Consider the following 21,972-nt stretch of genomic DNA (forward strand, 5'->3'; position numbering starts at 1 on the left):
GCTATCCCTGATCGGAAGTTGTAATGAGTTTAAATAGCCTTTATTTACAACAACTTGATAGAGTTTTAAGGTTTATTTAAGTTTAAAGGAAGCGACGTTTTTTTGTTGTTATCGTTCAGGCTTGAAGCAACTGCACAGGCGGCCCTTGATCGCTTTTAGGCCCGCTCCCCTTTTAAGGCCATGACCGTACTTTCTACGAGGCTGAGAAGCGTGCCAACCTAGGGGATTCCTGTTGTAGCTAAGGGTGGCGCGTTCATCCTAGAAAAAGGGCCGGATAATCAACTGCAAGCCCAGCACGGCCAGGAACAGCAGCAGGTACTGCTTGAAACGACGTGGGCTGATGTGTTTGCGGATCTTCCCTCCCAAGTACATGCCCAGCAGAGCGGGGACCAGGACCATGGTAGACATGCCTAGCTGGTCGACTCGGAACACATCGTGCATCAACAGCCCAGCGGCCAGCGCCACAGTGGAAATGGTGAAAGACAGGCCCAAGGCTTGGACCAGCTCATCTTTATCCAGATTCAGGGATTGCAGGTAGGGCACGGCGGGCATCACAAAGACGCCAGTGATACCGGTGACGATCCCGGTTGCCAGACCGACAAGGGGAGATAGCCAAGGCTCCAAACGGCGTGGCACTGTTAAGGGAGGTGCCACAAGTGCGTAGCCTGCGTATACCAGCAGTGCGATACCCAAGGCCATGCCCGATAGCTGCGGCGCGGTATCGGCCAGCAGCGATGCGCCCCATAGCGTTCCCACCACAATGGTCAGCAGTAAGGGCCAGAGTCTGCGCAGCAATGCTCCCATCGATGGTCCGGCAAAGCATTGCCAGATATTGGTGATGAAAGAAGGGATCACCAGCAAGGCGGCAGCGGAGGCAGGCGACATCAGCAAGCCTAGCAAGCTCATGGCGACCGTGGGCAGGCCCATACCGGTAATGCCTTTGACCATGCCAGCCAGCAAGAAGGTGAACGTAATCAGGGCGAGGGAAGAGAGAGATTCGTGCATGCCCGTATTGAAGCGTGGCAGGTAGCTGGGCACAATGTGGATTTTAGGCTTTAGCCTTCGGCTTATCCGAAGCCTTGGGGAGTCGTCATGCGATTGGGACTAGCCGATCTTCATTTGTTCTTGAGCATTGTGGATGCGGGCAGCATTACTCAGGGGGCGGCACGCGCTAATTTGGCTCTGGCCTCGGCCAGCGAACGCCTGCGCCGTATCGAAGACGATGCCGGGGTAGCGCTGTTGGAGCGTTTACCGCGCGGAGTGGTGACGACCGAAGCGGGCGAGGCTTTGGCCCACCATGCACGTTTGATGCTGCGCCAACACGCCTTGTTAAAAGGTGAGCTGCAAGATTTTGCCACCGGCGCACGGGGCACCTTGCAGCTGTATGCCAATACCGCTGCCTTGACCGAGTTTCTGCCCTCCCGTCTGGCTCCCTGGCTGGCCCAGCGGCCGGATTTGCACATCGAATTGAAGGAGCGCACCAGCGCGGATATTGTGCGTACCGTTGCGGCGGGTCTGGCTCAAGCGGGCATCGTGTCAGATGCGGTTCAAGCACCTGGTCTGATACTGGAGCCGGTGGCCAAAGACCATCTGGTTTTGATTATGGCGGCTGACCATCCTTTGAGCCTGCACCAAAAACTGAGACTGACCGAGCTCATGAAAGAGCCCTTTGTAGGTCTGATGCCCGGCAATGCCTTGCAGGATCACATTGATGAACAGGCCCGTGCGCTGGGCCATGCTTTGGCACAGCGCATTCGCATGAAAACCTTTGAAGGGCTATGTCAGATGGTGGCCCACGGTGTGGGCCTGGGCATCGTGCCAGAGGGCGTCGCCAAGCGCTACAAGCGCCGGCATGGTTTTGTGATCCGACCCTTGAGCGATGAGTGGGCCAAGCGCTCCTTGTGTCTGTGCTACCAGGACTGGCAAGCCCTGCCCCAAGCCATGAAGCATTTATTGCGGCATCTGGGAGCGCAGGCGGAGGCTTAAGCCCCCTTGCGGCGCATAAAAAAGTTAGCGCTTGAATAAGGCAATAGCGCTGCCCTTAGTGCAGCCCTTCGATTTTGCTGGCTAGCAACGGCGCTTGCGTTTCAGCCTGCTCGCTCAGGCTGACTTTCACCCCAATATCAGCCGGTTTTGCATAGTGTAGGCTGCTGGTGACCAGTGCATTGACGCCTGTGGCGGCATAGGCGGCTGCGTTGCCCGCATGAATGCCACCAGCGGCCAAAATGGTGATTTGTGGATGCGCTTTTCGCAGGGCTGGCACGATCTGGGCCAGTGTTTCAGGCGGCACCTTGTCAAATTGCACGACGTCAGCCCCCGCAACCGCTGCGCTATACGCTTCGTCCAGGTCGCTGGCTTCAATCACGATTTTCTTTTCGCACAGTGCATACTTGTGGCGTGCAATGGCGCGGGCAACTTCTTCCCAGCCGCCCATCAGCGCACGATGCTGAGGGAAGATCAAAATGGTTTCACCCAGGCCCAAACGATGGGGCATGGCGCCGCCCGACAGCGTGGCCTTTAAAGCCAGCTTGCGCACGCCAGGCGCGTGTTTGCGTGTCGTCAGCACCGCTACCGAAGCATTTACGGTTTGCACGGCCTGTACGACCTGGTGCGTCAGGGTGGCAATGCCGCAGGCAAACTCCAGCAGGTTCTGTCCTACTTTCCAGGCGCGCAGCAAGGACTTGGCCGAGCCTTGTGCCAGCAAGATCGTCTGGCCCGGCATGGCGGCCACGCCGCTGGGGGTGTAGTGCTGAGTCTGCCCACCACAAGAGCGCACAATTTCAGCGACCTCTTCAGTGCCGGCGACGCGAATATGGTCGCGCACGATGTAGCGTAGTGTTGTTTCCTGATTGTGCAGGCCCAGCATGTGGCTGGTCAGGTCCAAATAGGAGGCGTCTTCGCCAATCCATTGGTCGATTTGGCTTTGTTCAAAAAATACCGTCATTTTTGATTCCCGTAGCGCCGCAGCGCCCAAAAACAGGCCAGTGCCATCAGCCCCAAGAGCCAGGAAAGCGCATTGGCACAGTCTGTGTCGCCATCCAGGACGGCGTTGTAGATAGATAAAGACAGGGTTTCCGTACGGCCGGCAATATTGCCACCCAGCATCAGTGAAATGCCCACTTCCCCCATTGCCCGGCCGCCCGACAAGATCAGGCCCGTCGCCAAGGCTGGCCGCAGCAGCGGCAGCTCGACCCGGAAAAAATAAGACCAGTTGCCGTGGCCCAGCGTTGCCGCGGCTTCACGCAGCCGTGGCGACAGGCTGTTCATGCTGTTTTGTACGGGTTTCACCATCAAAGGCAGACCAGCAATAAAAGCGGCGATCAACAAGGCGGCAGGTTGAAAAACGATATTGGGCGACCAGCCGGTGGCGCTGGCCAGCCAGCCTTGCCTGCCCAAGGCCAGCAGCAAGAGATAGCCGATCACAATGGGCGGAAAAACCAGCGGCAGGCTCACCAGCGAATCGAGTAATCCGTGACCAGGAAAGCGTTTCTTGGCTAGTACCCAGGCTAGTGCTACGCCTAGAAACAGTTGGGCTACCAAGGTGGCGGCCAGCACATTCACACTCAGGCCCAGGGAGCTGCTGGAGCAGCTCATCCAGGCAGGCATTACAGGCCGTGGCGCTCAAGAATGGACTTGGCCGAGTCCGAGCCCAGGAACTGGGTCCAGGATTGCAAGGCAGGGCTCTCAGGGCGGTCTTTGAGCACAGCCAGACTCAAGTCAATCGGGTCGTGACATTGAGCAGGCATGGGCAGGATGGTGCCCAGCTTGTCCTTGTGGGCCAGCGCTTCGCTGCGGTTGATGAAACCGGCGTCCACCTCGCCAGTGAGCAGGTAAGCGGATACTTGTGGCAGCATGGCCACCTGGATCGTGCGCCCCTCGGCCTGGATTTTTTCCCGTTCCATGCAGGTCGTGGCGGCACGGCCATACACCGTTTTCTTGGCGTCGCCGATAGCAATGCGCTGATAGCCGGTTTGCTGCAAATCCTGGATGGATTCGATGGTCTTGCCCTGGGGCACGGCCAGCATCAAAGCGCCTTGGCTGATGTTCACAAACTGCTGGGCAATTCCCATGGGTGCCAGGAAAAAGCGATCGCCAATGATGGCGGCGATTTCCGGGTTTTGCTCACTTTGCGCGCGTACCTGCTGCATGTTCCCAAAACTGCTCTCCACTGTCAGGCCGGTTTCTTTCTGGAAGGCCTCCATCAATTCAGTGACGGGTTTGCGGTAGCCTGCGCCTGTCGCAATCAGCAGGTCGGAGGCTTGGGCAGCCGTGGTGGCCGCCAGCAAACAGGCAGCGGAAAACAGCAGAGATTTCATGGGGGTTTCCTGTCGGTCAGATACGTTATGAGTGTGAGTTTATAACGAGATAGAACGGATAGGGGTTCCCACTCTGCTTTTCGTTCGGAGTGCGAAAGTCACAGACTGGAATGAATCATCTGCCAGCCTGCTTCTGCTTGTTGCGGCGTGTTCTTGCCCGTTTGCCGGGGCTCATGACGTACCGGCAATGGTGATCTGTGAATGGCCTTGTTCAAGTACTCGTCCTGGACAAGGGCCACCCGTTTTGGAAACGTTTGAATTAAGGCTGGGGCAATAAACCAGCTTCGTGCAGCGCGGGCTCTTCGTATACGGAGTCTTCTGCCGGGTAGCGCAGGTTCGGAAGACCTTGGGCCTTGGCCAGTGCCCAGATGATGCTTTCCCCGGCAGGCAGTGTCTGGGGGGCTTGTGCGTACAGCGGGTCCTTGAATGCAGCGCTTGCAGAGTCTATGGTCCACCCTTGCGCTTTGAAGGCCGCGATGATTTCGGGCAGCGCGGTGGCGTTGATCTGGTTGGTGTGCAGGAGAATCATATGTTTGGGACTGCGCCCCAGAACCTCTTGAGCCAGGCGGTCGTAATAGCTTGCACGATCAAGCAGGTGACGTATGTAGTGCTGTTTGACGCGTTCAGCTTTGGCGCTATCGCCCGCTTGGACATGATCGGCAAAAACCCGGCTGTAGTACCAGTCGCTGGCATCAATGGACACCGGTGCGCCTTTGTACCCATGATCCCGCATCCAGTTGCGCAAACCATCGCGTTTGGCGGGGGTGTCGCCTTCCTTTAAATAGGGAAACCGCAGCATGGGGGTGAAGTTTGGCAGGTCTTTGAATGCTGCATCGGCTACTTGTACGTCTGCAATGAACTCGTCCAGTGTGATGTTCGGGTCAGCCAGGCTTTTGTGGCTGGCCGTATGGTTCCCGATCAGATGCCCTTTTTGACCCCATGATGTGGCTAGTGTCAGCCCGTCGGTGCCGCCCATGCGTGCCAGCGAAGGGAACAGCACGGCCTGGATATTGTGTTCCTGCAAGGCGGCCAAGATCTGCGCATTCCATTGGGGTGCTTGCGGCTGCGTGTTGGGATTGAAGCCGTCGTCAAAGCTCAGGGCCAGTGTCTGAGCAACTGCCCATGAGGTCCAGAGGGAGAGGATGGCACTGGCCAGAAATTGAAGCGGGGAGAGACGGAAAGCCATACGGAGTCAGGTGTTTAAAAGGAGTCGAGGCAGAGTAAAAGAGGGTGGGTAAAGCCAAGCCTTGCCAGCATGCATGAGCCCTGCGGTGCGCGCAATGCCGCTACTGTTGCAATGCGGAAAGCATCAGACGAAAAAAATCCCCACCTTGAACGAGCAAGATGGGGATTGGGGGCACCTGCCACCCGAAGTCAGGCTTCGGGCGACATTGTGTGCTTTAGGCTTGGGCGGCTTTGAATGCCAGACGCCATTGGTGCAGCAAAGGCTCGGTGTAGCCGTTGGGCTGTTCCAGACCTTTCAGAACCAGATCCTGAGCAGCGCGGAAGGCAAAGGAGCCTTCGAAGTTGCCAGCCATCTTGATGTAGGCTGGGTCACCCGCGTTTTGCTGATCCACCACGGCGGCCATGCGCTGCAGGGTTTCAACAACTTGCTCATGGGTCACGATGCCATGCAGCAGCCAGTTGGCGATGTGCTGGCTGGAAATACGCAGCGTGGCACGGTCTTCCATCAGGCCCACGTCGTGGATATCGGGCACTTTGGAGCAACCCACGCCTTGATCGATCCAGCGCACTACGTAACCTAGGATGCCCTGAGCGTTGTTGTCCAGTTCTTCCTGGATTTCTTTGGCGGACCAGTTGGTGTCGGTGGCCACAGGAATGGTCAGGATGCTGTCCAGGTAGTCGTTGGTGTCGCCTTCCAGACCTTTCTGAACGTCGATCACATTGACTTGGTGGTAGTGCAGCGCGTGCAGCGTAGCAGCCGTAGGCGATGGCACCCAAGCGGTGTTGCCACCGGCTTTCACGTGACCAATCTTTTGCTCCAGCATTTCAGCCATCAGGTCAGGCATGGCCCACATGCCTTTACCGATTTGAGCACGACCACGCAGGCCGCATTGCAGACCGATCTGAACGTTGTTGCGCTCGTAAGCAGGCTGCCAGTCAGCTTGCTTCATGTCGGCCTTGCGCACCACGGCGCCAGCTTGCATGCAAGTGTGGATTTCGTCGCCCGTGCGGTCCAGGAAGCCGGTATTGATGAACACTACGCGCTCGGTGGCCTGGGCAATGGCTGCCTTCAGGTTCACGCTGGTGCGGCGCTCTTCGTCCATGATGCCCAGCTTGACGGTGTTGGGAGCCAGACCCAGCAGGCCTTCCACGCGGTCAAAAATTTCGCTGGCAAAAGCCACTTCGTCAGGGCCGTGCATTTTGGGTTTGACGATGTACAGCGAGCCACTGCGCGAGTTTTTCTTCAGTTCCAGATCACGCATGCCGATCAGGGTGGTAATCACCGCGTCCAGGATGCCTTCAGGAATTTCATGGCCTTCGCCGTCCACGATGGCAGGGTTGCTCATCAGGTGACCGACGTTACGCACAAACATCAAAGAGCGGCCAGCCAGTGTTTGCGTGGCGCCGTTCAGGTCCGTGTACTGGCGATCTTCAGCCAGACGACGGGTGAACACCTTGCCGTCTTTCTTGATTTCTTCAGTCAGCGAGCCCGTTACCAGTCCCAGCCAGTTGCGGTAGGCCAGTGTCTTGTCTTCAGCGTCCACGGCGGCCACGGAGTCTTCGCAGTCCATGATGGTGGTCAGGGCCGATTCCAGGGCGATGTCTTTTACGCCAGCCGGGTCGGTCTTGCCGATGGGGCTGTTGGGGTCGATTTGCAGTTCAAAGTGCAAGCCGTTGTGCAGGAACACAATTGCTTCAGGAGCACCGGCATCGCCTCGGAAACCCAGCAGGGTCGAAGGATCTTTCAGGCCGGTGGTGCCACCGTTTTCCAGCGTCACGCGCACAGCGCCGTCAGCGATGGTGTAGGAGGTAGCCTGATCGTGGCTGCCTTGTGCCAGAGGAATCGTGTCGTTCAGGAACTTGCGGCCAAAGGCGATAACCTTGGCACCGCGCACCGGGTTGTAGCCACCGCCACGCTGAGCACCGTCGGTGTCAGGGATGGCATTGGTGCCGTACAGGGCGTCGTACAGGCTACCCCAACGCGCGTTCACGGCGTTCAGGGCGTAGCGTGCGTTCATGATGGGCACAACCAGCTGCGGGCCACCCTGATCGGTAATTTCCGTATCCACATTGGCAGTATTGACCTTGACCGAAGCAGGCGCTTCTTTCAGGTAGCCAATGGAGCTCAAAAAGCTCTTGTAGGCGGGCATATCGGTGATGGGGCCTGGATTGGCAGCGTGCCATTTGTCCAGTTCAACTTGCAGGCGATCGCGTTCGGCCAGCAGGGCGCGATTTTTAGGTGCCAGATCATGGACCAGCTTATCGAAACCAGCCCAGAAGGCTTCGGAGGAGATACCTGTGCCGGGCAGGGCTTCTTGTTCGATGAACTGATGAAGCACCTCGGCGACTTGCAATCGCTGGCAGGAGATTCGTGTGGTCATGTGTACCCTTGCTGATAGTTAAAAGTGATTCGGTACAGCGACGGCCTAAAGCGGCCTTGTCGTTGCAAGAACCTGGTCAAGAGCACATTCAGACCAATGCTGAATCGCGGACATCAAGGCCCACGCGGCGCCAGGACACAAATAACATCAGGGGCAAGCAGCTTACTTGAAGCGAATATCACTAAAAAACGCTAACCCATTGTAAATTAGCCCGAAAACAAGCTAATTTGCGCGATGATGGTCTATGTATCACACGCATACCGAGCACACTGCCAGGTTGGATAACTTAAATTATGAAGGACTGACGCAAGCTGGATTTAATACTAAAAGTATTAAGACTACATACTTAATGTATTTACTGGTTTTGGGCAAGTCTTATATATGAGGTAGAAGACGTGCCGGTGTCCGGATTGGCATCATCAGCAGCCATATCAGTTGGCCGGCGGGATATCAAACAAACTCGCCAAGCCGCTTGCACAGCGCCATTAGCATAAAAACAAAGGCTTGTGGCAATGGCTGCGATCAGGGGCTTGAAGCCTTCCCGCTGCAAAACTGGAAAATGCCCAAAACGGGGGTAAAGCCTTTTAGGCGATTGAGCCTTATGAGTAATTTCAGTCTCAAAATCACGGATAGTTGTGTCCATTCTGTGGACACTGGGACTTGTGGTTCAGTCAAAAACCCGTAATGACATTTGCAGACCCACTAAACCGGCTTTCGTGCTTCAGTCTGTGCTTTCGGGTGGAGCGTGAAGTCGGGGGCGTCAGCTTCATGTCCTGCCCGGCTGCGTAGCGTTCAAAGCTATTTGTACGTATCGACATGCGCTTTAGATGGCGCTTTGTTTGAGCTGGAGCCCCAGGCCGAGCACAAAGGGCCTCGTTCCAAAGGTATACGCGGGATGCCAATAGGTGCAGGTCGACACAAATATCCCTGAGCGACGTCCGGGTAGTTCAAGGTCTTCAAAGGCGGTACAGGCAAGGCTGGGCTGCAGGTCCGGAGCAAAAAGGTCTGGGTAGTGAGGCTGGATTTGTCATAGAGCTGTGTAGGAACCCGGGCAATAAACAGCTTATGATGCTTGCAGATCTGCCCCCCTTTGTTTTTCCCTTGGAATGCTTGCTATGTCTGATCCCAGCGGTTTTTCCCGCATCACGTCCATGCCTGAATTAATTCCATTCAAGGGCTATAAGGATGCGAGCCTGGCTCTTGAACAACTGAGCCTTATCTACGGCCGGAACACCGCCTATTTGCGCGATTCTTTCGCCCAATGTCTGGAAACCGGCTTCCCACGCGGACAGCGCTTTAGAGCCTGCTATCCCGCCATACGTTTACGCGTCGATACGTACCAGGAAGTGGATAGCCGTCTGTCTTACGGGCACGTGGTGGAACCGGGCATCTACATGACCACCATTACGGCCCCGGACCTGTACCACGACTATCTGCTGGAGCAACTGGAATTGCTGATCCGCAACCACGGTGTGGAAGTGGAAATTGGCGAATCGTCGGTGCCTATTCCTTTGCACTTCGCGTTGAATAATGGTGTGCAAACCACCGCGACGACCGTGCCCGAGTCCCCCGGCGATACCTTGCGCGATCACTTTGATGTGCCGGATCTAGCCTATATGGACGATGCCATCGTCAACGGTACGTGGGAGCGTGTGCACAACGAACCTTTGCCGCTGGCACCGTTCACCGCACCGCGCATTGACTATTCCTTGCATCGTTTGCAGCACTACAGCGCCACCCGGCCTGAGTACTTCCAGAATTTTGTGCTGTTTACCAATTACCAGTTTTACGTGGACGAGTTCTGCCAGTGGGCGCGTGAAGTGCTGCAGGCCGACGATCAAGGCTATATCGACCTGGTCGAGCCTGGAAACATCATTACCCCGGCCGGTGCGAATGCCGCCACCACGGGATCACCCCTGGCGCGTTCGCCGCAAATGCCCTCTTACCACCTGCGGCGTGCCGATCATTCCGGCATTACCTTGATCAATATTGGTGTGGGCCCCTCCAATGCCAAGACCATTACCGATCACGTGGCGGTGCTGCGTCCCGCGGCCTGGCTGATGCTGGGCCACTGCGCTGGTTTGCGCACCACACAGCGCTTGGGGGACTATGTGCTGGCACATGGTTATGTGCGTCAGGATCACGTGCTGGACGAGGATCTGCCTACCTGGGTGCCTATCCCTCCCTTGGCGGAGATTCAGGTGGCCCTGGAGCAGGCCGTGGCTGAAGTCGCCGGGCTGTCTGGTTGGGAGTTAAAGCGGATTATGCGTACCGGCACGGTGGCGTCGATTGATAACCGTAATTGGGAACTGCGCGACCACCACGAGCCCGTGCGCCGCTTGTCACAGTCCCGCGCTATTGCCTTGGATATGGAGTCCGCCACGATTGCGGCCAATGGTTTCCGCTTCCGGGTGCCTTATGGCACGTTGCTGTGCGTATCGGACAAGCCTTTGCATGGCGAGTTGAAGCTGCCGGGCATGGCCAGCGAATTCTATGCGCGTCAGGTAGGCCAGCATTTGCACATTGGCATACGGGCGCTGGAGTTGCTGCGGGATATGCCCAAAGAGCGGCTGCATTCCAGAAAGTTGCGCAGTTTTCTGGAAACCGCTTTTCAATAGGATCAAGCAATTTCCAGGGCTGATAGCTTATATGAGCTTGGCAGCGATCAGCCCTTTAAAATGCAAGACCCAGGGTATTCAGGACTCGTCGTTTTAAGAGTGGTTTTGCCCACCGTAATTGAGTCGCTTTAGCAAGGGCCGTGTTTCTGAACCAGGCACGGCTTCTTCATTTTTTTTGAAAGCAGCAAATACCAAAATGGATAAAGCATTCCAAGATTTTTACGCCGATCAGTTCAGTCATTGCTATGGCTGTGGCAAACATAATCCTGACGGGCATCAATTAAAAAGCTATTGGGACGGCGAGGACACCGTGGCCCGCTATACGCCCAAACCCATCTACACCGGTGGCGTGCCTAAGCATGTGTATGGCGGGCTTATTGCATCACTTCTGGACTGCCATGGCACGGCTTCTGCAGCGGCATTCATCTATCGGGATTTGGACTGTGAAATGGGCTCCAGTGATGAGCCCATACGTTGCGTGACAGCGTCTTTAAAGGTGGATTTTCGCCGCCCCACGCCTATGGGGACGGAGCTGACGGTTCAGGGCAAACTTCGTGAGCTGGATGGCCGCAAGGTGTGGGTGGATTTGTCGTTAAGTGCGAATGGCGAAGTTTGCGCCACGGGCGAGATGTTGGCGATTCGCTTCAAGGAATAGTCTGTTTTTGCAGAGTTCTAAGCCCGTACCCTGCTACCTTGTCTCGGCAGCGTATCAAGAGGCTATGTTGCTTCTTGATCAGTTGGGCAAAAAAAGCCGGGCCTGCAAAGGTCCGGCTTTTTTCTTTCGATAAAGGCTGATTAGCGGCTGGCAGCAATGGCGTCGCGCGCTTTCTTCACCAGATCTTCACCAATGGTCTTGGTCCATTTTTCGACCACGCCGGCTGTGGCGTCTGCAAAGGCAGCGTGCTGCTCGGCGGTCAGGGTGGTGACTTTCACACCATGGCCTTCGATCTCTTTCAGCAAGCTTGGGTCTTGGGCTGTGATGCCTTTACGAGCGATCTCGATTTCACGCTTACCCGCTTCAACGGCGGCTTCACGCACAATCTTCTGATCTTCTTCGCTCCAGGATTTCCACACGTCGCGGTTCACCACAAACACCAGTGGGTCGGAGACGTAGTTCCACAGTGTCAGGTATTGCTGTTGTACGTCGTACAGCTTGGCTCCGGCGTAAATGGACAAGGGGTTCTCCTGACCATCCACGGCCTTGTTGGCCAAGGCGGGTTGGGCATCGGCCCAGCTCATTTGGGTGGGGTTGGCACCCAGGGCGGTGAAGGTGTCCATATACAGCGGCGAACCGACCACGCGCAGCTTCAGGCCCTTCATATCGGCAGGCTTGGTCACTTCGTGCTTGGAGTTGCTGAGCTGACGGAAACCGTTTTCACCCCAGGCCAGAGGCACCACGCCTGCTTTTTCGATGTAGCCAAACAGGTCTTTACCCACTTCGCCGTTGATCAGGGCGTCGGTGGCTTTGGCGTCAGGCTGCAGGAAAGGCAGGGAGAACAGGTTCAGTTGCTTGATCTGGGGCGACCAGTTGATGGTGGAGCCCACGGCCATATCAATCATGCCTTGGCGGATCGCGGTAAATTCGCGGGTCTGGTCGCCCTGAACCAGCGAGGTGCCGGGATAGATTTTGATGTTGATGCGGCCATCAGTGCGCTCGCGCACCAAGTCGGACCAAATTACCGCACCTTGGCCCCAGGGGAAGGAGGTGCCCACTACGATGGACAGCTTGTACTCGGATTTATAAGCAGCCTGGGCAGCGGGAACCACGGCCAGGGTGGCGGCTGTACATGCCAAAGCGGCCAGAATGTGACGTAATTTCATGAGTCAGGTCTCCCTTTCTAGTAGTGATGCAGTCTTTTAGTTAAAGCCCAGGTAGCGTGGCAGCCACAGGGCAATTTCGGGTTCAGCGATAACAATCAACATGGTGGACCCCATACCCAGCAGCAGCCAGCCTACCCAGCGCAAGGTGCTCTCCATGGGGACACCGGCAATACGGCAGGACACCATCAAGTTCACGGCCACCGGCGGGGTGAACTGGCCCAAGGCCACATTCAGGGTCAGCAGCACACCAAACCAGACAGGGTGCCAGCCAAAGTTGTAGACAATGGGCATGAACAGCGGCACAAAGATCAGGAAGATCGAAATGCCGTCCAGGAACATGCCCAGCACGATCAACATCACAATCATCAAGGCCAGAATGCCGTACTCACCCAAGCCGGAGTTGATGATGGCGTCGGTAACCGGGTCCACGATGCTCAGGGTAGACAGAGCCCAGGCAAAAATCCCGGCCAGTGCCACGACCATCATGATGACGGCTGACAGTTCGGCGGCTTCGCGCAGGATCAGAAAAAGATCGCGGAACTTGATGGTGCGATGGATGACCATGCCCACAAACAAACCGTAGAACACGGCCACCACGGCCGCTTCGGTGGGGGTGAACAAGCCGATGCGCATCCCACCCAGAATGATGACGGGCGCAATCAAGCCCCAGGATGCTTCACGCAGGCTGCGCCAAAACGGCGGGCGTGGCAGTTCGGCCTCTGCAAGACCCAGCTTGTGGCGACGCGACAGCCAGACGGCGGGAATGATCAGACCAATACCGGCCAGGATGCCGGGGAACATGCCAGCGGCAAATAGCGCGGGCACGGAGGCTTCGGGGACCAGGACCGAATAAATAATGAAGGCGATCGAAGGCGGGATCAGAATGTCGGTCGCGGCACCGGCCGCCACAATACTGGCAGCGAAGGGGCTGGGATAGCCAGCGCGCTTCATGGCACCAATCATGACGGCACCCACAGCAGCCGCACAAGCGGGGCCCGATCCGGAGATACCACCCAGGAACATGGCCACGCCAATGGCGACGACGGGCAGCATGCCAGAACCACGGCCCACCAGGGATACGGCAAAGTTCACCAGACGGCTGGCCACGCCGGAGCGGTCAAAGATGGAACCCACCAGCACAAACATGGGGATGGCCAGCAAGGGATATTTGGCCAGACCCGCATAAAAGCTTTGCGGTACGGCCATCAGACCAAACCAGTGCGTGTCCAGATTGGACATCAAAATTGCAAAGGCCCCACCTATGCCCAGGGACACGCCCACGGGTACGCCCAGCATCATCAGGGCGATGAAAATAAGGAATAACAGGGTTGCGATCATGATTGAGCCTGCCAACGACGTACCCACATGCCCAGCAAGCGCAGGCTCAAGGTAATGGACAGGATAGGCAGCCACATGCTGTACCACCAGGTGGGCACACCAATAGAAGGCGAGGTGTCACCCCACTCCAGTTCATCCAGCGCCATGCGCCCGGACAAAACGCTCATGGCGATAAAAAACAGCAGGGTCATGCCAATGCCAAACAGGGCCAGGCGTCGCTGTCGGCGCAACGTGCCTCCATCGGCAAAGATTTCAATACGAATATGCAGATGGCGTACGCAGGCACTGGCACCGGCGTTCATGGTCAGGACCACCAGCAAGAAGATGGAAATTTCCTCTGTCCAGGCAAACGAGCTATCGGTCAGATAGCGCACGACCACGTTGGCAAAAGTAATTAAAGCCAGGGCTGCCATGATCAGGACAGATGCCCAATCTTCTATTTGTAGAGGAATACGCACTGCCGGTTCGGCCGTTGCGGGGATGTCATCCTTGGGTATATCTGTAGAGCTTGAATCCATGAGATCTGTCAGATTTGGCAATAAAGCTACATGCTAGCGGTCAACGACCAGGCTGGCAGTGAGTAATTTCCCCCGGTGCGAAAGCGCCTGCAGGCCGAGTTCGGCCAAAGGGGAAGCGATAGGGATGGGGGCGAGCGCACGCAAAATCCGGGGGTGGGTGCAGTCGCGTCGCTGGTGAGGTATGAACCTGGCCCGGCACGGCAGAGCAACCTGGGGTGAGGCGGTCTGATTAGGCCCGAAGGGGGTGGTGACGGGCGGATGCGGGCATTAGCAAGGGTGGCAAGCTGCCTTTCAGGCAGCTTGGGCTAAGCGCGAGTTGGGCGAAAGCTTACTCTTTTTTGCGGCCTTTTTTGGCTTTTTTGCCTTCTTTGTCCTTTTTGTCCGCTTTTTTATCCTTGTCCTTGGATTTTTTCTTGTCTTTGTTTTTGGATTTTTCTTTTTTCTTTTTCTTGTCCTTTTTCTCTTTTTTATCCTTTTTGTCTTCTTCTATTTCTGATTCGGTATTTTTCTGCTCAGCGCTTTCTTGAGGCAGATTGGATACGTCTTTATCTGTTTGCGGTGTGGCTTTTGGACGGGCAGCGGCTTTTTTGGCTTTAGCTTTCACAGGGGTTTTACGAGCCTGTTCCATTTCTGCATCCAGTTCTGCGGCCACTTCGCGCAATTCATCAGCGGCTGCTTGTGCACGTTCCTCAGCAGAGGGCAGCGGCGCAATCATGGTCCCACGGCATTGGGCAGCGCCACACAGGCAGCGGTAGTTCTGCTTGAGTTCCTCGGTGATCTCGTCATCAATGACCAGCGAATAGTCGTAAAGCAGTTCTTCACCGGCGGCGATATCGCGCATGGCCACAATGAATACGCGCGAGCCATCCTGATTCTCATGTCCTTCACAGTTGGGGGCGCAGGAATGGTTGATCCAGCGCGAATCATTCCCGCCTTGGCCGCCATCCACAATCTTGCCGTTGCTCAGCGCAAAAAAGAAAGTGTGAAAAGGCTCATCGGGATTGACGGGGAAAAGTGCATCCGCCTGTTCAGGGGTGAGCCGCTTGCCCGCGTATTGCAGGATGCGCGTTCCGCTAGGAATATCGCGCAGCGCAAAGACGCCGTTGCCATGCAGTTTGGACGGTTTAACGACGTGCCAAGGTTGGCGTTGAGTGACCATGGGGAATCAGCCTGTAAAAGGGGATAAACTGGACGGCGATCTCTATCTTACAAAACATGCAGGGCTACGTAACCATGTCACTTGAAACGACCGCCCATAACGGCGCGCAAATCTTGCTCGAAACCTTGATCGCTCAGGGTGTAGATACCATTTTTGGTTATCCTGGCGGAGCCGTGTTACCGCTCTATGATGCTCTACATGCGCAACCGCGTATTCGTCATATTTTGGTTCGTCACGAGCAAGCTGCTGTACACGCTGCCGAAGGCTATGCCCGCAGCACCGGCAAGCCCGGTGTGGTGCTAGTGACATCCGGCCCCGGTATGGCCAATACCACGTCCGGTTTGCTGGATGCCTTGTGCGATTCTATTCCTGTCTTGTGTATTAGTGGTCAAGTTGCCACAACCGCCATTGGTACTGCTGCGTTTCAGGAGTGCGATGCCATTGGTATTTCGCGCCCTGTCACCAAGTGGAATGCGCAGGTGCGCCGTATTGAAGACGTGGCTGCCCTGACCGCCAAAGCCCTCCGTCTATGTACTCAGGGCCGCCCTGGCCCGGTCCTGCTGGATTTTCCCAAAGACATACAGATGGCGACCTTGCCGGCAACACCGGCTGAAGCCACAACGCATGACGAGAGCGATAGCCTTTTGGCCCCAGCGGCTCCGGCATCAGCCCAAGAAGCGGCCATCAAACGGGCGGCTGCCATGATTGCTCACGCCCGTCGCCCGGTGTTTTATGGCGGTGGTGGCTTGATCAACTCCGGCACCGATGCCAGCCATGCGTTTACCAGCCTGGTACAAGAAACCGGTGCCCCCTGCACGCTGACCTTGATGGGCCTGGGTGCATACCCGGCGCGCAACGAACAGTTCGTAGGCATGCTGGGCATGCACGGCACGCTGGAAGCCAACCTGGCCATGCACCATGCCGATCTGATCATCTGTGTGGGAGCCCGTTTTGACGACCGCATCACGGGCCGTCTGTCTGATTTCTGCCCGCATGCCAGCAAGATCCATATTGATATTGACCCCGGCTCCATCGACAAAGTTGTCCGCGCCGATGTGGCCCTGGTAGGGGATTGCTATCCCTTGCTGCGCGCCTTGCGCAAGGAGCTGTCGCATCACGAGCTGCCAGCCGGTCGCCTGGATGACTGGTGGCAACGTATTGGTGTGTGGCGCGCACAGGAGTGCTTGAAAGTCACCCCGCGCAGCGACGCCATCTTGCCGCAGCACCTGCTGCAAAGCCTGGATGCGCATCTGGAAGGCCGTGATGCCATTGTGTCCACCGATGTGGGCCAGCACCAGATGTGGGCGGCTCAATACATCAAGTTTGACCGGCCCCGTCGCTGGCTGACTTCCGGCGGTGCGGGAACCATGGGGTATGGCGTGCCTGCCGCTTTTGGTGCGCAAATTGCTCATCCCGACAAGCTGGTGGTGTGTGTTAGCGGTGATGCCTCCGTGCTGATGAATATTCAGGAACTGGCTACCGCGGTGCAGCACCGTGCGCCGATCAAAGTCATTCTGTGTAATAACCGACACATGGGCATGGTCCGTCAGTGGCAAGAGCTGATTCATGATGGCCGTTACAGCCATAGCTATAACGAGGCCTTGCCAGACTTTGTGGCCCTGTCCCGCTCCTTTGGTTGGGAAGCCGAGCGTGTGGAACACCCGGATCAGCTGGAAGCCGCTTTGGAGCGTTGCCTGGCCCATGACGGCCCGTTCTTTTTGAACGTGGAAGTGCTGGCGCTGGAGAACTGTTTCCCCATGATGCCAGCGGGCTATGGCCATCAACAGGTCATGCTGTCCGAAGATAACTGGTACGTCGAAGAATAAATAACAATCAAGGCGGGACAGACGGGCGTAAAAACCCCTATGTCCCAGCCTGAGCACTGCGCATTAAATACACTGATCCATTCAGACAGGAGGGGCATGCATGATGTACCGTCACATGAAGAACCGTCTTTTGGCAGCAGGTTTGCTTTTGGGCTTGAGCCTGGCTGTACCGGCAACGGCACAGACATCCTTGAAACTGGCTTACGCCTTGTCAACCAGTTCCCACTACGGCGCGGGCGCCAAGGCGTTTTCCAGTGCCTTGGAAAAGGATGGCAACTACACCATCGAAGCCTTTCCTAACAGCGCTTTGGGTGGCGAGCGTGAAGTGATTGAAGGCCTGCAACTGGGCACGATTGATCTGGCCATTGTGTCTACCGGCGCGACGCTGAACTTTGTGCCCAAAACTGGCGTGTTCGATATTCCCTTTCTGTTCCGCGATCTTGAACATGCCCGCCATGTGCTGGATGGCAAGATCGGCCAGGACATGCTGGCTGAATTCCCCAAGCGCGGCATTGTGGCGCTGGCCTGGGGCGAACAAGGCTTTCGTCACCTGACCAATAATGTGCGCCCGGTCAACACACCGGCGGATGCCAAAGGCTTGAAGATCCGCACCACGGAAAACCCGATTCATATCGCCGCTTTCCGTGAAATGGGTATTTTGGCGACGCCTATGGCCTGGCCAGAAGTGGCTACCGCCCTGCAGCAAGGCACGATCGACGGTCAGGAAAACCCTCTGTCAGTGATTGTGTCGGCCAAGCTGCCGCAAGTGCAAAAGTATTTGTCGCTGACCGCTCACGTCTATGGCCCCGCTTTGGTGCTGATGTCGCCCGCCGTCTATGACGGTATGTCCGATACCGACAAACAATTGATGCGCGATGCCGGAGTGAGCGCTGCTCAAGCCATGCGCGATTATGTGGACGATATCGAAAAGTCCGGTGTTGAAGCCGTCAAGGCCGAGTCCATGCAGGTCAATACGGTTGACCATGCAGCCTTTGCCAAAGTGGTCGAGCCTATCTATCCCAAGTACTACAAACAGTTCGGCCAGGACCTGGTCGAGTCTATTCGTCAGACTCAGTAAACGGCGCTCATCATGAAAGCTCTGGTGTCCTTCCTGGATAAGGGCGTGTTTCGTCTGGTGTCCTGGGTGACGCAGCTGCTGCTCTTATCAGCGGTGGCAGCGGCGTTCTACCAGGTGGTGGCCCGTTTTGTGCTCCAGTCGCCGGCTGACTGGAGCGAGGCCTGGTCACGCGCGGCCCTGATCTGGACCGTGATGCTGGGTCTGTGTCTGGCCTTGCGCCAGGGGGCCATGCTGAGCGTGGATGTTGTGCGCCTATGGGTTGGGCAGCGCACCCAGCGTCTGCTGGACGCGGCGGTGCTGATCGCCTGCCTGACTTTCTTTGGCCTGTTGACCTGGGTGGGTTCGCAAATGACCTGGCGGGTGCGGTTTCAAACCATGCCCAGTCTGGAGTGGTCTATCTCCTGGATCTACATTGCTATCCCGATCGGCGCGGTCCTGGCCATGTTGGGCTTGCTGGCTCGCTGGGTGGAAAGACCACCGCCAGCGGTGGTGGATAACATTCAGCTATAGGCTCTTGCCATGGCCCTGCCTATTGTGAAGACCGCCGTTCCGGATGCCGATCTGGCATCTGTATAAACCGGAGACAATACCGTGTCCCAGATCATGCTTGTGTCCATGCTGCTGTTCTTTGTATTGACCGTGCCGGTGGCGATTGCCGTCGGTCTGGCCAATATGGTGGGCGTGGCGTGGGAGGGACGCATGACCTTTTTGGTCATCGCCCAGCAGTTATATGCTGCGCTGGATAAGTACCCCTTGGTGGCCGTGCCCTTCTTTATTCTTGCCGGCAACTTGATGGAATCGGGCGGCATGTCCAACCGCATGGTGGAGTTCGCCAAGAGCCTGGTGGGTGGCATGCAAGGCGGCCTGGCATGTAGCTGTGTGCTGACCTGCATGATTTTCGCGGCGGTAGCCGGCTCCAGTGTGGCAACGACGTTTGCCGTGGGAGCCATCTTGATTCCGGCCATGGTGCGTCACGGCTATCCGGCACCCTTTGCCGCATCCCTGCAAGCCTCCGCCGCCGAGCTAGGGGTGATTATCCCGCCGTCTATTCCCATGATTTTGTTTGCCGTGTCCACCGATACCTCGGTGGGTGAGCTGTTCGTGGCGGGTGTGGGCCCTGGCCTGCTGATTGGCATGGCCTTGATGGCCTACGTCTGGTTTTATGCGCGCCGTCATGGTTTGGGTTTGCAAGATGGCGTGGGCCGCTTGTCTGTGTGGCCGGCCTTTCGCCAGGCCTGGTTGGCCTTGTTGATGCCCGTCATTATTCTGGGCGGGATTTACGGGGGTATTTTCACCCCGACTGAAGCCTCAGCCGTGGCTGTGGTCTACGCCTTGATCGTCAGCATATTTATTTATCGCAGCGTCAAATGGCGGGACTTGTCCAAGGTCTTGCATCGCTCGGTGGTGTCCACGGCCGTCATCATGTTCATCATTGCGAACGCGGGTGTGTTTGGCTTTTTGCTAAATCGCACCGGAATTCCTGCCGCCTTGGGGCTTTGGCTAGGAGACTTGTTCAGCAGCCCCATGATGTTTTTGCTAGGGGTGAATGCGGCCTTGTTTGTGGTGGGCATGTTTGTTGAGACATCGGCGTCGATTGTGGTGCTGGCCCCCTTGCTCTTGCCCGTAGCCATGCAGTTCGGAATTGATCCGGCCCACTTTGGCATCATCATGGTGGTCAATCTGGCCTTGGGGATGGTGACTCCGCCTTTTGGGGTGAACCTGTTTGCGGCGTGTTCCGTAGCCGGGATTTCCTTGGAAAAATTGATACGGCCTTTGGTGCCTTTTGTGCTGGTGGTGGTGGCCTGCTTGATGCTGATCAGCTATGTGCCAGAAGTCAGTTTGTGGGCGCGGGACCTGGTGTACCGTTGATGAATTCTCTGCTTTTTTGAGCGGTATTCATGAGCTATTACGTTCTTCTGCTGGCCCATCTTCTGGCAGCATTGTTTTTCATCGGCACGGTGTTTTTCGAGGTGCTGATGCTATCGCCCTTGGCGCGGCAAGTGTCTCGCCCGGCCATGCGGGAGTTTGAACATGCGCTGGGGCGACGTGCGCGCCGCATCATGCCTTGGGTCTTGCTGGTGCTGTACGGCGCAGGCTTGAGCTTGGCGTGGCAGCATATAGCCTTGTTTGAGCTTGGCGGTGCAAGGGCCTGGATATTGGGCTTGAAGATCACTCTGGCGTTAAGCGTGTTTGGGCACTTTGTGTCGGTCATGGTGATGAGCCGACGCAAGACCATGACAGCACGCCGCTCTCGGCTTATTCACCTGAGCGTTTTCGTGCACGTACTGCTGATCGTGGTGCTGGCCAAGGCTTTGTTTTATTGGCCGCTTTAATTGTTTTGTTGCCGTTTTTATCAGTCACAGCGCTCTAGCAATGAGCTTGCCCACTGTCTCATCGGCTACTTTCATGTTGGCGAAGAGTCCCGGTTTCGGTCGGCATAAATACCGGCAAAATAGGCGGCAAATATACTTTATTTAAATCATATAATTTTGATATAAAATTCATTGATATCAATAAGTTAATTTTATGATTTAAGTGGCATATAAGGCGGCAAAAAATGTACGATTCACCTCATCAGTTCGAGCCTCTTGTTCCGTCCAGTTTGCCCAAGAGTTTGATTGAAAAAGCGGCTGACATCTCTCGTGATGCAACGCGCTTGGCTGGCGTTGCTCACCCTTGCGCACGCGAAAGGATTCGTGAGCTTGTGCGCTCCATGAACTCGTACTATTCGAACCGGATTGAGGGGCAAAGTACTCACCCGATTCATATTGAGGATGCTCTACACAAGCAGTTTTCAGACAAACCAGACGTTGCGCGGTTACAGCGAGTCGCTCTTGCTCATATCCAAGCGGAAAAAGATTTGGAGGAGCTGGTTGATCAAGGGGTGTCCCCGATGAGCTCGGAGTTTCTGGTCACAGCGCATGAAAAGCTGTACTCGCAACTTGCTCAGGAGGACAGGGTGACGGAGGATGGTCGCGTCATTATTCCTGGCAAACTTCGACAGGACAAGGTGCAGGTTGGTCTGCATATTCCTCCTGTACCCGCATCCTTGCCTCGTTTTATGAAGCGCATGAACGAGGTCTACGATCAAAGCCATTCTTGGGACCGGCGCCTTATTCTGGTCGCCTGCATGCATCACCGTGTCACTTGGGTACACCCATTCCTGGACGGTAATGGCCGCTCTGCACGTTTGCAGACCCATTGCGCGCTTTGGCCTCTATCTGATGGCTTGTGGTCTCCTAGTCGAGGGCTGGCTCGTGCCACACAAGACTATTACGTTCACTTGAAAAATGCCGACTCGGCTCGTCGTGGGGACTTGGATGGTAGGGGTAATCTGAGTACCGCGGGCCTTAACGAGTGGATCGAGTTCTTTCTCAATGTCTGTGAAGACCAAGTGAAGTTTATGACCCGCATGCTTGATCTGGATGATATGAAGCGGCGCATTGAGGCGCTCATCACATTCCGTCACGCTCATGACAAGGAAGTGCGCAAGGAAGCAATCTTGCCTCTGTATCACTTGTTCGCTGCCGGACCGCTCAAGCGCATGGAGTTTGCTCAAATGACGGGCTTAGGCGAGCGTACAGCCCGCTCCTTGATGTCAAAGCTGTTAAAAAGCGGTTTGGTCATCAGCGATACCGCATCAGGGCCAGTGCGTTGGGGTTTGCCGCTCGATAGCTTGCAGTTCTTGTTTCCGGAGTTATATCCGGAAGCGGCAACTAGGCTGGATTAAGT

At 56.3% G+C, this 21,972-nt stretch carries 19 protein-coding genes and 1 pseudogene; 9 read left to right on the plus strand and 11 right to left on the minus strand.

The window, feature by feature from the left end; all coding sequences use genetic code 11:
* Positions 1-258: 258 nt before the first annotated feature.
* On the minus strand, positions 259-1,005 hold the full coding sequence (locus tag AC1RSM_RS17610; protein ID WP_492933869.1) for a sulfite exporter TauE/SafE family protein: 747 nt from the start codon (positions 1,003-1,005) through the stop codon (positions 259-261).
* Between the two features lie 87 nt (positions 1,006-1,092).
* Here AC1RSM_RS17610 and AC1RSM_RS17615 point away from each other — a divergent pair, with 87 nt between their 5' ends.
* Positions 1,093-1,986: a LysR family transcriptional regulator gene (locus tag AC1RSM_RS17615; protein WP_492933870.1), complete on the plus strand. Its 894-nt coding sequence runs from the start codon at positions 1,093-1,095 to the stop codon at positions 1,984-1,986.
* A gap of 55 nt (positions 1,987-2,041) precedes the next feature.
* On the opposite strand, the gene modD is transcribed toward AC1RSM_RS17615, so the two are convergent.
* The 6 genes from modD to AC1RSM_RS17645 form a co-directional block, all read right to left on the minus strand.
* Positions 2,042-2,944 carry a ModD protein gene (modD, locus tag AC1RSM_RS17620; RefSeq protein ID WP_492933871.1) on the minus strand — a complete coding sequence of 301 codons (903 nt, stop codon included), beginning with the start codon at positions 2,942-2,944 and terminating at the stop codon, positions 2,042-2,044.
* Positions 2,941-3,594 carry a molybdate ABC transporter permease subunit gene (modB, locus tag AC1RSM_RS17625; RefSeq protein WP_492933872.1) on the minus strand — a complete coding sequence of 218 codons (654 nt, stop codon included), beginning with the start codon at positions 3,592-3,594 and terminating at the stop codon, positions 2,941-2,943. Before modB ends, modD begins: the two co-directional genes overlap by 4 nt.
* Positions 3,595-3,605: 11 nt before the next feature.
* On the minus strand, positions 3,606-4,316 hold the full coding sequence (gene modA / locus AC1RSM_RS17630) for a molybdate ABC transporter substrate-binding protein (RefSeq protein ID WP_492933873.1): 711 nt from the start codon (positions 4,314-4,316) through the stop codon (positions 3,606-3,608).
* Positions 4,317-4,575: 259 nt separating this feature from the next.
* Entirely contained in the window at positions 4,576-5,502 is a 927-nt protein-coding gene (locus AC1RSM_RS17635; RefSeq protein ID WP_492933874.1) for a polysaccharide deacetylase family protein, read from the minus strand.
* A gap of 214 nt (positions 5,503-5,716) precedes the next feature.
* Positions 5,717-7,882 carry a malate synthase G gene (locus AC1RSM_RS17640; protein WP_492933875.1) on the minus strand — a complete coding sequence of 722 codons (2,166 nt, stop codon included), beginning with the start codon at positions 7,880-7,882 and terminating at the stop codon, positions 5,717-5,719.
* A 355-nt stretch (positions 7,883-8,237) separates the two neighbouring features.
* Entirely contained in the window at positions 8,238-8,525 is a 288-nt protein-coding gene (locus AC1RSM_RS17645; protein WP_492933876.1) for a hypothetical protein, read from the minus strand.
* A gap of 472 nt (positions 8,526-8,997) precedes the next feature.
* Between AC1RSM_RS17645 and AC1RSM_RS17650 the strand changes: the two genes are divergently transcribed.
* Both AC1RSM_RS17650 and AC1RSM_RS17655 read left to right on the plus strand, forming a co-directional pair.
* On the plus strand, positions 8,998-10,500 hold the full coding sequence (locus tag AC1RSM_RS17650; protein ID WP_492933877.1) for an AMP nucleosidase: 1,503 nt from the start codon (positions 8,998-9,000) through the stop codon (positions 10,498-10,500).
* 196 nt (positions 10,501-10,696) lie between these two features.
* The gene (locus AC1RSM_RS17655; RefSeq protein WP_492933878.1) at positions 10,697-11,155 is read left to right on the plus strand and encodes a PaaI family thioesterase; all 459 of its coding nucleotides are present in this window, start codon (positions 10,697-10,699) and stop codon (positions 11,153-11,155) included.
* A gap of 140 nt (positions 11,156-11,295) precedes the next feature.
* Here the strand turns inward: AC1RSM_RS17655 and AC1RSM_RS17660 are convergent, their stop codons facing one another.
* From AC1RSM_RS17660 to AC1RSM_RS17675, 4 genes and pseudogenes are all read right to left on the minus strand, one after another.
* Positions 11,296-12,321, minus strand: coding sequence for a DctP family TRAP transporter solute-binding subunit (locus AC1RSM_RS17660; protein ID WP_492933879.1), 1,026 nt, complete (start codon positions 12,319-12,321; stop codon positions 11,296-11,298).
* A 36-nt stretch (positions 12,322-12,357) separates the two neighbouring features.
* Positions 12,358-13,659, minus strand: a complete 1,302-nt coding sequence (locus tag AC1RSM_RS17665; protein WP_492933880.1) for a TRAP transporter large permease — start codon at positions 13,657-13,659, stop codon at positions 12,358-12,360.
* Positions 13,656-14,177 (minus strand): TRAP transporter small permease, encoded by a 522-nt coding sequence (locus tag AC1RSM_RS17670; protein WP_492933881.1) that lies wholly within the window; start codon positions 14,175-14,177, stop codon positions 13,656-13,658. The genes AC1RSM_RS17665 and AC1RSM_RS17670 overlap by 4 nt, the downstream gene beginning before the upstream one ends.
* 670 nt (positions 14,178-14,847) lie before the next feature.
* Positions 14,848-15,336, minus strand: a pseudogene (locus AC1RSM_RS17675) (SET domain-containing protein); the annotation flags it as partial.
* Positions 15,337-15,392: 56 nt separating this feature from the next.
* Here AC1RSM_RS17675 and ilvB point away from each other — a divergent pair.
* The 6 genes from ilvB (at position 15,393) to AC1RSM_RS17705 (ending at position 21,970) form a co-directional block, all read left to right on the plus strand.
* Positions 15,393-17,162, plus strand: coding sequence for a biosynthetic-type acetolactate synthase large subunit (gene ilvB / locus AC1RSM_RS17680; RefSeq protein WP_492933882.1), 1,770 nt, complete (start codon positions 15,393-15,395; stop codon positions 17,160-17,162).
* A gap of 115 nt (positions 17,163-17,277) precedes the next feature.
* Complete coding sequence (locus AC1RSM_RS17685; RefSeq protein ID WP_492934009.1) at positions 17,278-18,240, plus strand: TRAP transporter substrate-binding protein; 963 nt, start codon at positions 17,278-17,280, stop codon at positions 18,238-18,240.
* Between the two features lie 12 nt (positions 18,241-18,252).
* On the plus strand, positions 18,253-18,750 hold the full coding sequence (locus AC1RSM_RS17690) for a TRAP transporter small permease (RefSeq protein ID WP_492933883.1): 498 nt from the start codon (positions 18,253-18,255) through the stop codon (positions 18,748-18,750).
* An 81-nt stretch (positions 18,751-18,831) separates the two neighbouring features.
* Positions 18,832-20,109: a TRAP transporter large permease gene (locus AC1RSM_RS17695; protein WP_492933884.1), complete on the plus strand. Its 1,278-nt coding sequence runs from the start codon at positions 18,832-18,834 to the stop codon at positions 20,107-20,109.
* A 29-nt stretch (positions 20,110-20,138) separates the two neighbouring features.
* A complete protein-coding gene (locus tag AC1RSM_RS17700) occupies positions 20,139-20,573 on the plus strand; it encodes a CopD family copper resistance protein (protein WP_492933885.1) in 435 nt (144 codons plus the stop codon).
* A 224-nt stretch (positions 20,574-20,797) separates the two neighbouring features.
* Positions 20,798-21,970, plus strand: a complete 1,173-nt coding sequence (locus AC1RSM_RS17705; protein ID WP_492933886.1) for a Fic family protein — start codon at positions 20,798-20,800, stop codon at positions 21,968-21,970.
* Positions 21,971-21,972: the final 2 nt, after the last annotated feature.

The organism is Alcaligenes sp. GW821-FHT11D07, assembly GCF_058808495.1.

Excerpts from the sequence above, each read along its gene's own strand:
- AC1RSM_RS17610 (WP_492933869.1), bottom strand. The coding sequence starts at position 1,005 with ATGCACGAATCTCTCTCTTCCCTCGCCCTGATTACGTTCACCTTCTTG.
- AC1RSM_RS17615 (WP_492933870.1), top strand. The coding sequence starts at position 1,093 with ATGCGATTGGGACTAGCCGATCTTCATTTGTTCTTGAGCATTGTGGAT.
- modD (WP_492933871.1), bottom strand. The coding sequence starts at position 2,944 with ATGACGGTATTTTTTGAACAAAGCCAAATCGACCAATGGATTGGCGAA.
- modB (WP_492933872.1), bottom strand. The coding sequence starts at position 3,594 with ATGAGCTGCTCCAGCAGCTCCCTGGGCCTGAGTGTGAATGTGCTGGCC.
- modA (WP_492933873.1), bottom strand. The coding sequence starts at position 4,316 with ATGAAATCTCTGCTGTTTTCCGCTGCCTGTTTGCTGGCGGCCACCACG.
- AC1RSM_RS17635 (WP_492933874.1), bottom strand. The coding sequence starts at position 5,502 with ATGGCTTTCCGTCTCTCCCCGCTTCAATTTCTGGCCAGTGCCATCCTC.
- AC1RSM_RS17640 (WP_492933875.1), bottom strand. The coding sequence starts at position 7,882 with ATGACCACACGAATCTCCTGCCAGCGATTGCAAGTCGCCGAGGTGCTT.
- AC1RSM_RS17645 (WP_492933876.1), bottom strand. The coding sequence starts at position 8,525 with ATGGACACAACTATCCGTGATTTTGAGACTGAAATTACTCATAAGGCT.
- AC1RSM_RS17650 (WP_492933877.1), top strand. The coding sequence starts at position 8,998 with ATGTCTGATCCCAGCGGTTTTTCCCGCATCACGTCCATGCCTGAATTA.
- AC1RSM_RS17655 (WP_492933878.1), top strand. The coding sequence starts at position 10,697 with ATGGATAAAGCATTCCAAGATTTTTACGCCGATCAGTTCAGTCATTGC.
- AC1RSM_RS17660 (WP_492933879.1), bottom strand. The coding sequence starts at position 12,321 with ATGAAATTACGTCACATTCTGGCCGCTTTGGCATGTACAGCCGCCACC.
- AC1RSM_RS17665 (WP_492933880.1), bottom strand. The coding sequence starts at position 13,659 with ATGATCGCAACCCTGTTATTCCTTATTTTCATCGCCCTGATGATGCTG.
- AC1RSM_RS17670 (WP_492933881.1), bottom strand. The coding sequence starts at position 14,177 with ATGGATTCAAGCTCTACAGATATACCCAAGGATGACATCCCCGCAACG.
- ilvB (WP_492933882.1), top strand. The coding sequence starts at position 15,393 with ATGCAGGGCTACGTAACCATGTCACTTGAAACGACCGCCCATAACGGC.
- AC1RSM_RS17685 (WP_492934009.1), top strand. The coding sequence starts at position 17,278 with ATGAAGAACCGTCTTTTGGCAGCAGGTTTGCTTTTGGGCTTGAGCCTG.
- AC1RSM_RS17690 (WP_492933883.1), top strand. The coding sequence starts at position 18,253 with ATGAAAGCTCTGGTGTCCTTCCTGGATAAGGGCGTGTTTCGTCTGGTG.
- AC1RSM_RS17700 (WP_492933885.1), top strand. The coding sequence starts at position 20,139 with ATGAGCTATTACGTTCTTCTGCTGGCCCATCTTCTGGCAGCATTGTTT.
- AC1RSM_RS17705 (WP_492933886.1), top strand. The coding sequence starts at position 20,798 with ATGTACGATTCACCTCATCAGTTCGAGCCTCTTGTTCCGTCCAGTTTG.